The following is a 14,676-nucleotide window of genomic DNA, read 5'->3' as shown; positions in this document are numbered from 1 at the left end:
CGTCGTGGGGCCTGCGGATTCCAGGACGCGACGCCAGTGGTCGCGGGACCGTGCGGGTGACGTCATCGGATCGGCCTTCCGGGGATCGAGGGGACGGGGGTCGGGTCGGCCGGCTGTGCAGGTGCCGGGCCGGGGGCGAGCTCCTCGGCGGGGTTGCCGCCCCAGTGGGCGCCGGGCGGCACCTGCTCGCCCTTCATCAGGAACGAGTCCGGGGCGAGTACCGCGCCGTCGCCGAGCCGCACGCCGTAGTGGACGAAGGCGCCGACGCCGAGCGTGACGCCGGCCCCGATCGCGGTGCGGTCGGACTTGAACGCGCCGTCCTCCTGGGAGTGGCACTGGACGATGCTCCCGGCGTTGAGGGTGGCGCCGTCGCCGATCGCGGTGAAGGAACGCTCGGTGAGGAAACAGCCGTCGTCGAACACCCGGCGGCCGATACGCACACCCAGCAGCCGCCACAGGACCGGCTTGAGCGGGGTGCCGTCGAACAGCGTGAAGTACGCCTCGGACGGCACCTTCCAGGCGCGTTCGTGCCGCCAGAACGCGCGGTCGTAGATCGAGCGGCCGTCCGGCGCGAGCACCTGCAGCGGATCGGTGAGCCGCTCGACGAGCACGTAGAACACCACCGTGAACAGCAGCACCGCCGCCGGGAGGGGCAGGAACGCGACCACCCCGGCCGTGCGCGACAGGTCCCACGCCGCCGTGGTCAGCAGCAGCACCCCCGCCAGGTGCAGCCACCGGGTCAGCAGGCGCAGGCCGATGCTGACGGCGTTGTGCACGTCCTTGGCGGCGAGCCTGCGGGCCTGCTCGTCCGGCGGCAGATCGAGACCGGTGTCCCGGTCGACCGAGCGCGGGATCTCGAAGGCGGGCGAGCCGAGCAGGCCGACGCCGGAGCGGACCGGCCCGTCGATCGGGACCATCACCTTGGTCGCGAGCAGGCAGTCGTCGCCGGTGCGGCCCTGCGCCGGATAGGCGATGTTGTTGCCGAGGAAGTTGTCGGCGCCGATCGAGACCGGCGAGAGCCGGAACGACGACGCCGAGTAGTCGGCGCTGAGCATCGACAGACCGTCGGCGACGACGGTGCCGCGGCCGACCGAGCACAGGTACGGCGTCTCGTGCACGACCGCCATCCCGAAGTTCGACCCGGTCTGCACGACCGGGGTCAGCCGGTAGCCGATCCAGCGCAGGTAGCCGACGACGAACGAGCTGTCGCCGAGCAGCTCGGTGAAGAACTTCCGGTTGGTCAGCCGGGTGACGAGCCGGTGCAGCCAGTGGTGCACGCCGTGCAGCGGGTACACCCGGTCCGGCCGGACGGCGAGCCGCAGCAGCCGCGGCAGCGTCCCGATGACGAGCAGCCCGCCCAGCGTCGAGGCCACGAACAGCAGGCCGGCCGCGAGCAGGCCCTCCAGGTAGAAGGCGCCGCTGGTCGGGGGCGTGTCGGTCTCGGCCAGCGCGCTGAACGCCGGGACGTGGGTGAGCAGTGCGGCGGCGACGCCGAGCAGCACCGGCGCGGAGAACGCGAGCAGGGCGACCAGCTGCGCCGTCCCGAACCAGAACCGGCGCCCGGTCGGTACCGGCAGCGCCGGGACGACCCGGTAGTCGGTGCCGGCCGGCCGGGCGGGCGATCCGTGCCAGCACTGCCCGGCCGGCACCGATCCGCCCGCGTGCAGCGCCGAGGTGTGCCCGAGCTGGGCGCCGTCGCCGAGCGTGCTGCCGATGTCGAGCACCGTCTTCTCCCCGACGAGCACGTCCCGGCCGAGGGTGACCGGGCCGATCTCGATCACGCCGTCGCGGGCCCGGTAGCCGGACAGGAACGCGTCCTTGCGGACCACGGTGCCCGCGCCGATCGAGATCAGGTCGGTGCAGACCGGGACGTTCGGGGTGAGCAGGGTGACCCCCGGCCCGATCCGGGCGCCCAGCGCGCGCAGGTACAGCACCAGCAGCGGGGATCCGGTGAACAGCGCGAGCGGGCTGGACCGGACCAGCGTGCGGACGATCCAGAACCGCAGGTAGGGCAGGCTCCAGACGCGGATCCGGCGGGGTGTCCAACGCCCGATCAGCACCCACTTGGCGAGGATCGGCAGGGTGCACAGGACCAGGAACGATCCGCCGGTGAACGCCACCGCGCGCAGGTAGAGACCGGCCCAGCCGGGGGCCGCGGCGACCCAGTGCAGGCCGAGGTAGGCGACCAGCGGGCCGACCGAGGAGAAGCAGAGGAACGCCAGTACCTGCAGCGCCCCGCACAGCAGGTGGTGCGGCGTGCCGACCGGCTCGGGCAGCTCCGGTTCGGCGGGCCCGGCCGGTCGGGGCCCCGGGCCGTCCGGGGTGCCCGCGACGCCGAGCGAGACGGCGAGCGAGCGGACGGTGGGGCAGCGGTAGACGTCCTTGATGGAGACGGTGGGCAGGTCCACCCGGCGGCGCAGCAGCGCGCAGAACCGGGCCATCGTCATCGAGTCGGCACCGAGATCGTCGAAGAAGTGCTGCTCCGGCCCGATCTCGCCGGTCCCGCCGCCGAGCGCCTCGGCGAGCGTCTCCAGCAGGCTGCGCTCGGCGGGGCTGGAGCCGTCGTCGGCCAGCGCCGCCGCGAGCGTGTCGAGGGTCGGGTACCGGTAGACGTCCTTCATCGAGACCGGCGGCAGGCCGGGATGGCTGCGGGCCCGCGCGCAGAACCGGGCCATCGTCATCGAGTCGGCACCCAGGTCGTCGAAGAAGTGCCTGCCCGCGGTCACCGGGCTGCCGAGCACGTCGGACAGCACGGCCGCCAGCACCCCGGCCAGCGCCTCCGCCGCACCCGCCGGCGCCCCGGCCGGCACCGGTGCCGGCATCGGCATCGGCAGTGGTGCGGCCGGCACCGGGACCGGCCCGTCCGGCCGGTAGCGGTCCCGGGCCCGGTCCCGGCCGCCCAGCGGGCCGAGGTACTCCAGCTGCCCCTGCGCGTTGACCCGGCCGAGATCGCCGGTGCGGTAGATCCGCCCCGACGGGTTGCCCGGGATGCCGAGGACGTCCCGGACGAACACCTGCTCGGTCAGGTCGTCGCGGTCCAGGTAGCCGCAGGCCAGGCCGATCCCGGCGATCCCGATCTCGCCCGCCTCGCCGTGCGGCAGCGCGCGGTGCGGATCGGCCGGGTCCAGCACGACGGTGCTGTAGGTGGGCAGCGGGATGCCGATCGTGACCGGTGCGCCGGGCAGCACCTCGGCCCAGGTGGCGGTCACGGTCGCCTCCGGCGGGCCGTACACGTTGAGCAGCCGCCGCCCCGGACGCTGCCAGCGGCGTAGCTCGTCGGGCCGGGCGTCCTTGCCGCAGACCAGCAGGAACCGCAGTCCGGGCAGCTCGGCGTCGAGGGTGGCCAGCACCTCCGGGACGGTGCACAGCGCGGTGACCCGGTGGGTGCCCAGGAACGCGGCCAGCTCGGCGCCGAGCGGCCCCGGGCCGGCCGGCCGGGGGACCAGGGTGGCGCCGCTGACCCAGGACACCCAGATCTCCTCGACCGAGAAGTCGAACGCGAGCGGGATCCCCTGGTAGACGCGGTCGGTGGAGCGGATGCCGTAGATCTCCGCGGCGACCTTCACGAAGTTGCAGATCGCGGTGTGCGAGATCGCGACGCCCTCGGGCCGGCCGGACACCGAGGCGTAGCTGATGTAGGCGAGCGGATTGTCGAGCACGCCGCGCTCGGCGTCGATCAGCCGGCGCGGGTCCATCTCGTCGATCAGCCGCTGCGCGCGGTCCAGGTGCACCAGCTGCGCGCCGCCCGCGGCCAGCAGGTCCAGCTCGGCCACCCGGTGCTCCAGGTGGGACAGGGTGAGCACAGCGCGGGCCCGGCAGTCCTCGACGATCCAGGCGAGCCGCCCGGTCGGTGCGGACGGGTCCAGCGCGACGTAGGTCGCGCCGATCTTGAGCACCGCCAGCACGGCGACGTGCGCCAGGGCCGCGACGTCGATCAGCAGCGCCACCCGGTCGCCCGCGGTGATCCCGCACAGCCGCAGGTACCGGGCCAGCCGGTTGGCGCGGACGTCCAGCCCGGGATAGGTCAGCGACAGCTCGGGGGAGTCGATCGCCAGCCGGTCGGCGCGGCCGTACCGGGCGATCCAGTCGCAGCGCTGCTCGAAGAGGTGGTCGAGCCGCTCGTCGCGGCGGACCCGCGAACCCTGGGCCTCGCGCTCGTCGACCAGCACCAGCCGGGACAGCGGCACGGCGGGACCGGCCTGCTGGGCCGGTGCGGTGCGGTCGCGGGTCGGCTGCCCGGGACGTGGCGGCGCGGACACGGGGCCTCCTCCCGGTGAGGAGCGCACGACCGGCGCCGCCGGCCGGGACTCGACGCAAGCGGGGAGGCTGGCACCGGCCGGGATGCCGGTCAACGCGCCGGTCGCCGCCCGATGATCTCGGTCGTCGCCGGTCCGGGGGACAGCGGCCAGCTCAGCGGGGTCGTCCGGGCGGAACCCCCGGCCGGGGGCGTCCGTGCCGGGGGGATCGGAATAGCCAGTTCTGACGACGGTCATGGTCGGGCGCTCCTCGCGGGTCGCGTCCGGGACGACCGGACCCGACGAGCGTGCGCCGGAACGGCCGCGATGTCGGCGGGGTGGGCCCCTGGGGTTGTCCCCACCCCGCTCCGGGGGCGGCCACCGCGGGTCGGGGTGTGCACACGATCGAGCGGCGCGCGCCGCGGCGGGACTGTGGTGGCCGGTCCCGACGAGCGGAACGAGGCGATCACGATGACGATCATCACCGGCCCCCAGCAGTTCAACCAGGACGACCTCTACGTCGACCTGCGGTCGCTGGTCGACGTCCCGCTCCACCTCAAGTGCGAGGGCTTCAACTTCGCCGGCTCGGTCAAGCTGAAGGCCGCCTCGGCGATGGTCGAGGCCGCCGAGCGGGACGGGATCCTGCAGCCCGGCTCGGCGCTGGTCGAGTCGTCGTCCGGGAACCTCGGGGTGGCCCTGAGCATGATCGCCGCGAACCGCGGCTACCGGTTCGTCTGCGTCACCGACAACCGCTGCAACCTCGCCACCCGGCGGCTGATGGAGTCGCTGGGCACCGAGGTGCACGTGATCACCGAGCCGGACCCGGAGCACGGCCTGCTCGGCGCCCGGATGAACCACGTCCGCGCGCTGTGCGCCTCCGACGACCGGTTCGTGTGGCTCAACCAGTACGCGAACCCGAACGCCTGGCGCGCCCACCACGCCACCACCGCCCCGGCGATCGCCGCCGAGTTCCCCGAGCTGGACGTGCTGTTCGTCGGTGCAGGCACCTGCGGCACCCTGATGGGCTGCGCTCGGTTCTTCCGCGCGTGGCACCGGCCGGTGCGGATCGTCGCGGTGGACAGCGTCGGGTCGGTCACCTTCGGCGGCCCGGCCGCCCGCCGGATGATCCCCGGGCTCGGCAGCGGTGTCCGGCCGGCCCAGCTCGACGAGTCCCTGGTCGACGACGTGGTGCTGGTCGAGGAGCGGGACACCGTGCGCACCTGCCACGCGCTGGCCCGCACCGGGTTCCTGTTCGGCGGATCGACCGGCACCGTCGTCAGCGGGGCCGCCGCCTGGCTGGACGTGTACGGCACCCCCGGCACCACCGCCGTCGCGCTGGCCCCGGACCTGGGCGAGCGCTACCTGGACACCATCTACCAGCAGCACTGGGTCGAGGACCTCTACGGCGAGGACGTCCTGCGCCCGGTCGCCGTGGCCTGACGGCGACCGCTGGGGCTGCGCCGCGGTCGGCCCGGCGGGCCGCCGCTCATCCGCCCGGCGTGAGGATCCGCTCGCAGACCCGGACCACCACCAGCGCGATGTCCCGGACGGTGCCGGTGGACGCCGGATGCGCCGCCCGGCGCTGCCAGCGCAGCAGCTCCTCGGCCGCGGCCCGGCCGATCGCGTCCGCGTCCGCGTCGGCGGGCAGCCCGAGCCGGTCCCGCGGGTCCGTCCCGTGCCCGCCCAGCATCCGTTCCGCGGCCTCGCGGACCTGGCCGGGGAGCACCGCGCCGCCGTCCCGCAGGATCTCGGTCAGCTCCACCTCGACCAGCTCGTGCGCCCCGGCGCGGAGCTGCTCGATCCGGTAGCGCAGGTCCTCGGTACGGTCCCGGGGGGCCTGTGCGACCGCGTCCTCCAGGGCGCGCAGCGCCGTCCGCGCGGCGTGCACGTCGACCCGGTCCGGGTTCTCCCGGCTCGCCCTGTCCCGGCTCGCACTACCGCCGGTGTGTCCGTCGCCCGCTGCGGTGGCGAGCCGCTCGGCCGCGGCCCGCACCGGTCCCGGATCGGGGAGCACCGCCTCCGCCGCCCGCAGCAGCTCCAGCACCCGGCCGACCAGCCCGCCGTCGGTGGATCCGGTGAGCTGCCCGGTGCGCGTCCGGTCGGCCCCGGCCCGGTCCGCCCCGGCCGGCTGCGGGTGCGGTCCGGCCCCGGTCGCCGGGCCCCCCGTGTCCGCCGCCCCCGGATCCACCCTGGCCCGCTCCCCGGCCCGCACCCCGCGCTGCTCCCGCTCCGTTGCCGCCACTCCGGCCACTCCGGCCACTGCGGCCACTCCGGCCGCCCCGGTCCCGGTCCCGCCCGGCACCGGCAGCGACCACATCACCGTCGTCCCGGATCCCGGGGCCGAGCGCACCGCGACCGTCCCGCCGACCGCGAGCAGCCGGGTGGTGAGGTTCCGCAATCCGCGCCCCGGCGTCCCGGCGAGCGCCGACGAGGGCCCCGGCTCGAAGCCGGGGCCCTCGTCGCGGACCGCCATCCGCAGCATCCCGCCGCTCTCCTCGACGTCGACCCGCACCGCCGCCCCGGGCGCGTGCTTGCGGGCGTTGCCGACCGCCTCCAGGCAGCAGAAGTACGCGGTGTCGCCGATGTCGCCGGGATAGCACCGGTCGGCGGGCACCCCGTCGTGCGCGACGACGACCGGGGGATCACCCCCGGACAGCGCGTCCCGCAGCGCGGTGACCAGGCCCTGCTCGGCCCGGATCCCGGCGGACACGCCGCCCGCGGTCTCGGCGAGCACCGCCTCGGCGGCGTCGACCCGTTCCAGCAGCATGTCCAGCCGCTGCACGGCCTGGTCGGTACGACCGGCGCCCGCCTCGTGCTCGACCAGCCCGAGCGCCAGGCCGAGGGTGACGAGATGGTGCTGGGCGCCGTCGTGCAGGTCCCGCTCGATCCGGCGGCGTTCCCGGTCCATCGCGGCGACCGCGTCCCGGCGGGCGGTCGCGATCCGCTCGCCGTGCGCGACCGCCGCCCGCAGCTGCCGCTCCAGCTCGATCGCGGACCGGCTGGCCTGCAGGACGACGGCCAGGCTGTCCGCGACGTCGGCGAGCAGCCGGTTGCGGTCGGTGCGCAGGCCCTCCACCGCCGCCCGGTCCACCGTGACCTCGCCGAGGTCGTCGTCGCCGTGCCGGACCGGTACCCGCACCAGCGCGTCCGGATCGGTGGGCAGGCCGGCCCCGTCGGCGGTCCAGGCGTAGGTGCGGTCCCGCAGCCCCGGCCGGTGCACGGTCAGCCGGCACACCGACGCGCCCAGGCCGCGGCCCACCGTCTCGGTCGCCCGGGCCAGGTCGGGGGAGCCGTCGCCGCCGTCGCGGGACAGCGCGGCGATCCCGGCCAGCCCGCTGTACGGCGTCGGCCGCCTGCCGTAGAGGTACCGGTCGACGGCGTCCTCCACCCGGGCGCGTAGCGGGAGCAGCACCGCGGCGATCGGCAGCGCCGCGGCCACGACGGCCCAGCCGGTGCCCGATCCCGGCCCGGCGGCGGCCAGACCGGCCTGCAGGACCGCCACCGCGCCGCCGGTGGTCGCCGCGACCAGCGCGACGACGATCCCCCGGCTCAGCAGCGGTCGGCGGCGGGTGCCGGTGACCGCCACCAGCATCGCGGGCGCGACCGCGGCGGAGGCGATCCGGGCGAACCAGAACAGCAGCGCGGCCGGCGCGTCCTGCGGTGCGGCGCCGGGAGCGACCGGGACGTCGACGGTCAGGCCGGGCGCGCCCAGCACGACCAGGGCCACCGTCACGGCGAGCAGCACCGCGACGGTCACCAGGATCGCGAGCAGGGTGCAGGAGACCAGCCGCGACCGGGTGCGGTCGCCGCCCGGGCCGCGGCCGCCGTCGCGCAGCACGACCAGCCCGAGCACCGGCACCAGCAGACCGGACAGCAGCACGCAGCCGGCGACCGGGCCGGCGGTCACGGTCACGGTCCCGCAGAGCAACAGCACGACGGCGGCGGTACCGAGCGACAGCGGATCCCGCCACCGGCCGGCGAACGCGGGAAGCGCCGCCACCGCGCAGGCGCAGGCGAGGACCGGCAGCGCGACCAGCAGCAGCGTGCCGATCCGGACCCCGGCGACCGCGTCCAGCAGCACGGCCGCGGTGCGCGCCTGCAGGTTGAACCCGGCGGCCGCACCGATCATCGCGAGCACCGACAGCCGCAGTGCCCACTGCCGGGCGCCGGAGCCGAGCAGCAGCCCGGCGACGGCCAGGTTCAGCGCGCTGCACGCGTAGTCCGGCACGACCTGCGCGAGCGGCGCGCCGGCGGATGCGGCGGTGAGCAGCCCGCCCGCCCGGTCGCCGGCCGGGAGCAGGCCGGCGGCGCCGGGCAGGTACCCGACGACCGCGGCGGCCGACCCGAGCAGCAGCCAGCCGACGGCGCACACCGACCCGACGACGACGGCGGCGGCGAACCCGGCCGTCCCGGCCCGGGACGGGGCCGCGGTCACCACGGCGTCCCCCGGTCGGACGCCCGGTCGGACGCCTGGCCGGACGTCACGGCCGGGGGAACACCCAGCGGATCGAGCCGGTCCGGCAGCCGGGCCCGCAGCAGCACCCCGCCGCCGTCGCGCGGATCGAGCCGCAGCTCACCGCCCAGCGCGGCGAGGCGCTCGACGTCGACGGCCAGCGCCTCCCGCAGCCGCTCCGCGCCGGACCGCGGATCCGGGTCCTCGACCCGGGCCAGCAACCGGCCGCGCTCGTGCCGCAGCAGCACCCGCAGGTCCGGGCCGCCGTCACCGGTGGCCAGGTGCTGCACCGCGGACGCCACCAGCCAGTACAGCCCGGACTCGATCTCCCAGTCGAACCTGCGGTCCGGCTCCGCGTCCAGCAGCACCCGCCGGGGCAGGTCGACCACCAGCTCCTCGAGCGCCGCCGCCGGGCCCTGGTCGCGCAGCACCGCGGGATGCACGCCGCGGGCGATCACCCGGACCCGGTCCAGCAGCTCGTCGAGCAGCTCCCGGACCCGGCGCAGCGTCTCCGGCACCTCCCCGGCGGCCGGGCCGTCGCCGGTGAGCCCCGACCTGGCCCGGCCCAGCTCGTCGCGCAGGGCGGCCAGCCGGCCGGTCGTGGCGTGCCCGAGCTCGGCGACCAGCCGGCGGCGCTCCACGTCGCGGGCCCGGTTCAGCCGCTCCCGGGACCGCTGCACCTCGTCGGCGAGCTCGTCGGCGCGGCGCACCCGCTCCTCCAGCTCGGTGCCGCGGGCCAGCTCGCGCAGCAGCGCACCGGCACCGTTCGCGACGTCGCGCAGCAGCTGCCGGTCGGCCGCGGTGACCGGCAGCGGGTCCTTGCCGATCGCCAGCGCCGCGCGCAGCGCGTCGCCGTCGAGCACCGGCACCACGTGGTCGGTGTCCGGCCGGGTGAGCAGCGCGGCCAGGCCCGGTTCGGTCACCGGCTCGTCGGTCCCGGCCGGCGGGATCGCCGCCGCGGCGACCAGCCGGTCCCCGACGACCAGCCACAGCGCGGCGTGCCGCGCGCCGGTGCCGTCGGCGACGACCTGCACCAGCCCGGGGAGCGCCTCGGCGAGGCTGCCGGCCCGGACCCGGGCCGCCGCGGTGGCGAGCGCGGAGTACGGGCTGCCGGGCAGCTGCGGGCTCCACCGTCGCAGCCACCGGTCCAGCCGGGGCAGCACCGTCCCGGCGGCCGCGGCGACCAGCGCGGCGGTCGCGAACGGCAGCAGCAGTCCGGCGGGCGAGTCGCCGAGTACCGGGCCGAGCAGCCCGAGCGGCACCGCGAACGCCGCCAGCACCGCGACGACGGCGAGCAGCGTCCGCAGGCCGCGCACCACGAACGTCCGGTCCATCCGCAACCACCCACCCCGCCCGCCCGGATCGCGCGGCGCAACGCTAGTGCCTCGTCAGCCGGTGTCGTCCTGCGAACGGAGGTAGGTGAGCACGGCGAGCACCCGCCGGTGCTGCTCGGAGGACTCGCCGTGCAGCCCGAGCTTGGCGAAGATGTTCGCGATGTGCTTCTCGACGGCCTTCGGCGTGACGTAGAGCTGCCCGGCGATCCCGGTGTTCGACCGGCCCTCCGCCATCAGCTTCAGCACGTCCAGCTCCCGCTCGGTGAGCGCGGCGAGCGCGTCGCGGCGGTCCCCGCGCGGGCGCTCCACCAGCCGTTTCGCCAGCACCGGCTCGATCACGATCTCGCCGTCCCGGATCCGGGTGAGGGTGTCGGTGAGCACCTCGACGCTGCCCACCTTCTCCTTGAGCCGGTAGCCGATCGCGTCGGTGCCGATGTCCAGGATCCGCATCAGGTAGTGCGACTCGGCGTAGTGCGACAGGAACAGCAGGCCCATCTTCGGGTGCAGCGCCCGCAGCCGCTCCGCGGTGACCAGCCCGCCGTCCGGCTCCGGCGGCATCCGGATGTCGAGCATCGCGACGTCGGCGGTGTCCCGGCCGAGCAGCGCGACGAGCTCGTCGCCGTCCGCGGCGCAGCCGACGACCTCGTGACCGGCCGCCTGCAGCAGCATCAGCAGGCCCTCCCGGAACAGCGCGCCGTCCTCGGCGAGCGCTACACGCACGGGAACCTCGCGATGACCGTGGTGGCCCCGGGGACGGGCCCGGGGACGACGTCGGCGCTGCCGCCGAGCGGCCGGGCGAACTCCGCGAAGTGGGCGACCGCCCGCGGCCCGGCGCCCTCGGTGTGCAGCAGCAGATCGGTGCCGTCGGCCCGGGCGGACACCGCGACCGGCCCGCCGTCTCCGCCCGGGCCGGTCAGGCAGGCGAGCAGCGCGAAGTACGCCGCGCCCTCCGCCGCCGCCCCGAACCGCCGGTCCGGGACGTCGACGGTGACCGTCCGGTCCAGCCGGCCGGACAGCTCGTGCAGCGCCGGGCCGAGCCCGGCCTCGTCGAGCAGCGGCGGGTAGAGCTCGGCGGCGACCTCGCGCAGCTCCTGGAGCACCACGTGCAGCTCCTCCTGCAGGACGTCGATCTCGCGGTCCAGCTCGACCTCCCCGGCGGGCAGCCGGTGCCGGAACAGGCCGAGCTGCAGGGTGAGCGCCGAGATCCGCAGCGCGGCGCCGTCGTGCAGCCTGCGTTCGAGCTCGCGGCGTCGGGACCACTGACCGCGGCCGGACACGGGGTCGTCCACGGCGGCACCGGGCGCGGGATCGACCGTCATCGGTCGATCGTCCCGGCCCCGGGACCGCCGGGGAAGCGTGCCCACCCCACCCCGGGGTAGGGCCTGCACCCTTGCGTTCCGACACGTGTCGGTGTGTAACGCGCGGGCGGGTTGCGCGAGTACCGGGCTGGTCCGTCAGCGCCGGTGCACGGGTGCCCCGCGGGGGCCGGGACAGGAGGCGCGGCCGTGAGCTACAGCCTGGGTGTCGATCTCGGGACGACCTTCGTCGCCGCGGCGGTCGCGCACGACTCGCAAGTCGAGATGTTCACCCTCGGTGACCGGAGCGTGGTGTCGCCGTCGGCGGTGTACGTCCGCGAGGACGGCACGATGATCACCGGCGACGCCGCGGTCCGACAGGCGGTGGCCAAGCCCGACCGGGTCGGCCGCGAGTTCAAGCGCCGGCTCGGCGATCCGATCCCGGTGATCCTCGGCGGGGTCGCCCACTCGGTGACGAACCTGCTCGGCGCGGTGCTGCGGGATGTCGTCGCGGTGGTCCGGGACACCGAGGGCGCGTCCCCGGCGAGCATCGTGCTGACCCACCCGGCGAACTGGGGCCCGTTCCGGCGCGAGCTGTTCGACGAGGTCCCCGAGCTCGCCGGGCTCACCGGCGCCGACGCGGTCCCGCTACGCACCGTCACCGAACCGGAGGGTGCCGCCGCGCACTACGCCGCGTCCCGGCGGCTCGCCGAGGGCGACGTCGTCGCCGTCTACGACCTGGGCGGCGGCACCTTCGACGCGACCGTCCTGCGCAAGCAGGGCGACGGCATCGAGATACTGGGCACGCCGGAGGGGATCGAGCGGCTCGGCGGGGTCGACTTCGACGAGGCGATCCTGGCGCACGTCAACTTCCAGGCCGGCGGCGCGCTGACCGAGCTCGACATGGGCGACCTGCAGACCTCGGTCGCGATGGCCCGGCTGCGCCAGGACTGCGTGCTGGCCAAGGAGGCGCTGTCGATCGACAGCGAGACCACCATCCCGGTGTTCCTCCCGCACCGGCACTTCGAGGTGCGCCTCACCGCCGACGAGTTCGAGAGCATGATCCGCGCGCAGATCGAGTCGACGATCGGCGCGCTGACCCGGACCCTGCGGTCCGCGCACGTCGCGCCGGACGAGCTGTCCGCGGTGCTGCTGGTCGGCGGCTCGTCCCGGATCCCGCTGGTCGGGCGGATGCTGTCGGAGTCGCTGGGCAGGCCGATCGTGGTCGACACGCACCCGAAGTACGCCGTGGCGCTGGGTGCCGCCGAGCTGGCCCGCGCCGACCGGGACGCCGGGGCCCGTCCGGACCGGGGCGCCTCCTGGTCCGACGCCCCCGCGGCTGCCGGGGCCGGCGCGGCGGCCGCGGGCGGGATCCCTCGGCCGGGTGCCGGCAGCGGCGCCGCGGCGGCCGGCCCGCCGCGTCCGGTCGGCACCGCGGCGGACTCCGCGGACGGGATCCCGCGCCCCGGCGGCCCGACCGGAGCGGGTCCCACCGACCCGTCCGCCGCCGCGCGCCGGGCCGGGCCGGGCGGGGGAGCATCGCCGGCCGGCCGGCCGGATGGCGGGGCGGCGGGCGGCCTGCCCCGGCCCGGCGACGCGGCTGCGGGCGGCCCGCCCTGGTCCGCCGACGCGGCCGCGGGCGGGACGACCCGTCCGGGCGGCGCGGGCCCGGGCGGCCCGCCGCGCCCGGACGACGGTGCGGCTGCCCCGGCCGGTACGCCCCGCCCCGGTGACGGCGCCGCCGCGGGCGACCCGCACCGGCCCGGCGCGGCGGCGGTGCCGCCGGCCGGTTTCCCGTGGCCTCCCGGACCCGGCCAGGGAGCGGCGGGCAACGGCGCGCCGCCACCCACCCGGCCCGGCCACCCGGACGCGGCCGGCGGGGACGGCCCGGTCCCGCCGGCCGGCACCGGCACCGGCACCGGCACCGGCACCGGCACCGGCACAGACACCGAGCCGGTACCACCCGTCCGGAACCGGCGCCGGCTGCTGGCCGTCGCCGGTGTCGCGACGCTGGTGCTGCTGGCGGGCGTCGTCTTCTTCGGCACCGGCGGCTACGGCCTGCTGGTCCGGGAGAGCGAGGCGATCACCCCGGTGCCGCCGCAGTTCACCGGCACCACCGCGGCCGCCCTCCCGATCCCGACCATCGGCGAGACGATCCCGGCCGGGCAGACGTCGGGATTCGTCGCCGTGTCGCCGAACGGCAGGCTCGCCTACGTGGCGAACCGGGCGGCCGGGGTGGTGACCGTGCTGGACACCGCGGTGGACCGGGTCGTCGCGACGATCGAGGTCCCGGCCGGCCCGCCGCAGTACATCGCGTTCGCGCCGGACGGGCAGCACGTCTACGTCAGCGTGTTCGACGAGGCCCGCACGATCGCGGCGGTCGCCGTGCTGGACACCGGGACGAACTCGGTGGTCGCGACCGTCCCGGTGCGGACCCGCCCGTACGCGCTGGTCGTGACGCCGGACGCGAAGCGGGTCTACGTCCCCAACCACGACTCGGGGACCGTCTCGGTGATCGACACCGCGACGAACGAGGTGGAGTCGGAGATCACCGTCGCGCCGAACCCGCACTGGGTGGCGCTGTCCGCCGACGGGAGCCGGGCCTACACCGCCAACCACGAGTCGAACCTGATCAGCGTGCTGGACACGGCGACGAACGAGGTGATCGCGGAGGTCCCGGTCGGGATCAGCCCGCACAGCATCGCGGTGAACCCGGCCCGCCCGCTGGTGGCCAACGTCAACTACGACTCGGCCTCGGTGTCGATCACCGACACCGACACGAACACCGTGGTCGCGACCGTCCCGGTCGGCCGGAACCCGCAGGCCATCGCCTGGTCGCCGGACGGCCGGTTCGCCTACACCGCGAACGTCGAGGACGACACGGTCTCGGTGATCAGCGCCGACGCGAACGTGGTGACGGCGACGATCCCGGTCGGGGACGCCCCGACGAGTGTCGCGGTGCTGCCGTCGGGCGAGCGGGCCTACGTCAGCAACCTCAAGAGCGGGACCCTGACGGTGCTCGACATCGGCCGCTGAGTCCCGGCCGGCCGGCTGCGGTCAGCCGCCGGCGAACGGCGGCAGCACGTCGAGCACCGAGGCGTCGCGCAGGACGGTGGAGCGATCGCGCACCGCGTACTCGTCGAGCAGGAAGCTGCAGCGGTCGAGCACGGTGCCGAGCTCCGGTCCGTGCGCCGACCGCAGCAGGGCGACGGCGTCGGCGACGGTCGCGTCCGGCGGGAGCGTGACGGTCTCCTCCGCGGTGCCCGCGGCGGCCTTGGCGGCGGCGAAGTAGCGCACGGTCAGCGTGCGGTGCGCCGCGGTGCCGCCGTCGTCGGCGCCGTCGTCGGTGCCGGTGCGGC

The 14,676-nt window shown here is 76.2% G+C and carries 8 protein-coding genes; 2 read left to right on the top strand and 6 right to left on the bottom strand.

Annotated elements, in window-relative coordinates; genetic code table 11:
• Positions 1–62 precede the first annotated feature (62 nt).
• Complete coding sequence (locus ABZ881_RS15655; RefSeq protein ID WP_358485120.1) at positions 63–4,259, bottom strand: Pls/PosA family non-ribosomal peptide synthetase; 4,197 nt, start codon at positions 4,257–4,259, stop codon at positions 63–65.
• A 447-nt stretch (positions 4,260–4,706) separates the two neighbouring features.
• On the opposite strand from ABZ881_RS15655, the gene sbnA reads away from it, so the two are divergent.
• Positions 4,707–5,675 carry a 2,3-diaminopropionate biosynthesis protein SbnA gene (sbnA, locus tag ABZ881_RS15650; protein ID WP_358485330.1) on the top strand — a complete coding sequence of 323 codons (969 nt, stop codon included), beginning with the start codon at positions 4,707–4,709 and terminating at the stop codon, positions 5,673–5,675.
• Between the two features lie 46 nt (positions 5,676–5,721).
• Here sbnA and ABZ881_RS15645 read toward each other — a convergent pair whose 3' ends face one another.
• From ABZ881_RS15645 to ABZ881_RS15630, 4 genes are read right to left on the bottom strand one after another with little or no spacing between them, the layout of a single operon-like run.
• On the bottom strand, positions 5,722–8,670 hold the full coding sequence (locus ABZ881_RS15645) for an ATP-binding protein (protein ID WP_358485117.1): 2,949 nt from the start codon (positions 8,668–8,670) through the stop codon (positions 5,722–5,724).
• Positions 8,667–10,022, bottom strand: a complete 1,356-nt coding sequence (locus ABZ881_RS15640; RefSeq protein ID WP_358485116.1) for a hypothetical protein — start codon at positions 10,020–10,022, stop codon at positions 8,667–8,669. The genes ABZ881_RS15645 and ABZ881_RS15640 overlap by 4 nt, the downstream gene beginning before the upstream one ends.
• A gap of 54 nt (positions 10,023–10,076) precedes the next feature.
• Positions 10,077–10,742 (bottom strand): response regulator transcription factor, encoded by a 666-nt coding sequence (locus ABZ881_RS15635; protein ID WP_358485115.1) that lies wholly within the window; start codon positions 10,740–10,742, stop codon positions 10,077–10,079.
• Positions 10,733–11,341: a histidine kinase dimerization/phosphoacceptor domain-containing protein gene (locus ABZ881_RS15630; protein ID WP_358485112.1), complete on the bottom strand. Its 609-nt coding sequence runs from the start codon at positions 11,339–11,341 to the stop codon at positions 10,733–10,735. The genes ABZ881_RS15635 and ABZ881_RS15630 overlap by 10 nt, the downstream gene beginning before the upstream one ends.
• Positions 11,342–11,527: 186 nt before the next feature.
• Between ABZ881_RS15630 and ABZ881_RS15625 the strand changes: the two genes are divergently transcribed.
• Positions 11,528–14,353, top strand: coding sequence for an Hsp70 family protein (locus tag ABZ881_RS15625; RefSeq protein WP_358485110.1), 2,826 nt, complete (start codon positions 11,528–11,530; stop codon positions 14,351–14,353).
• Between the two features lie 21 nt (positions 14,354–14,374).
• Here ABZ881_RS15625 and ABZ881_RS15620 read toward each other — a convergent pair whose 3' ends face one another.
• Positions 14,375–14,620 carry a MoaD/ThiS family protein gene (locus ABZ881_RS15620; RefSeq protein ID WP_358485328.1) on the bottom strand — a complete coding sequence of 82 codons (246 nt, stop codon included), beginning with the start codon at positions 14,618–14,620 and terminating at the stop codon, positions 14,375–14,377.
• Between the last annotated feature and the right edge of the window lie 56 nt (positions 14,621–14,676).

The organism is Pseudonocardia sp. NPDC046786 (assembly GCF_040645415.1).
GTDB classification, from domain to species: domain Bacteria; phylum Actinomycetota; class Actinomycetes; order Mycobacteriales; family Pseudonocardiaceae; genus Pseudonocardia; species Pseudonocardia kongjuensis.
The sequence above is the reverse complement of the archived record's forward strand: the minus strand, read 5'-3'. Positions and strand labels throughout refer to the sequence as shown.

Excerpts from the sequence above, each read along its gene's own strand:
- sbnA (WP_358485330.1), top strand. The coding sequence starts at position 4,707 with ATGACGATCATCACCGGCCCCCAGCAGTTCAACCAGGACGACCTCTAC.
- ABZ881_RS15630 (WP_358485112.1), bottom strand. The coding sequence starts at position 11,341 with ATGACGGTCGATCCCGCGCCCGGTGCCGCCGTGGACGACCCCGTGTCC.
- ABZ881_RS15640 (WP_358485116.1), bottom strand. The coding sequence starts at position 10,022 with ATGGACCGGACGTTCGTGGTGCGCGGCCTGCGGACGCTGCTCGCCGTC.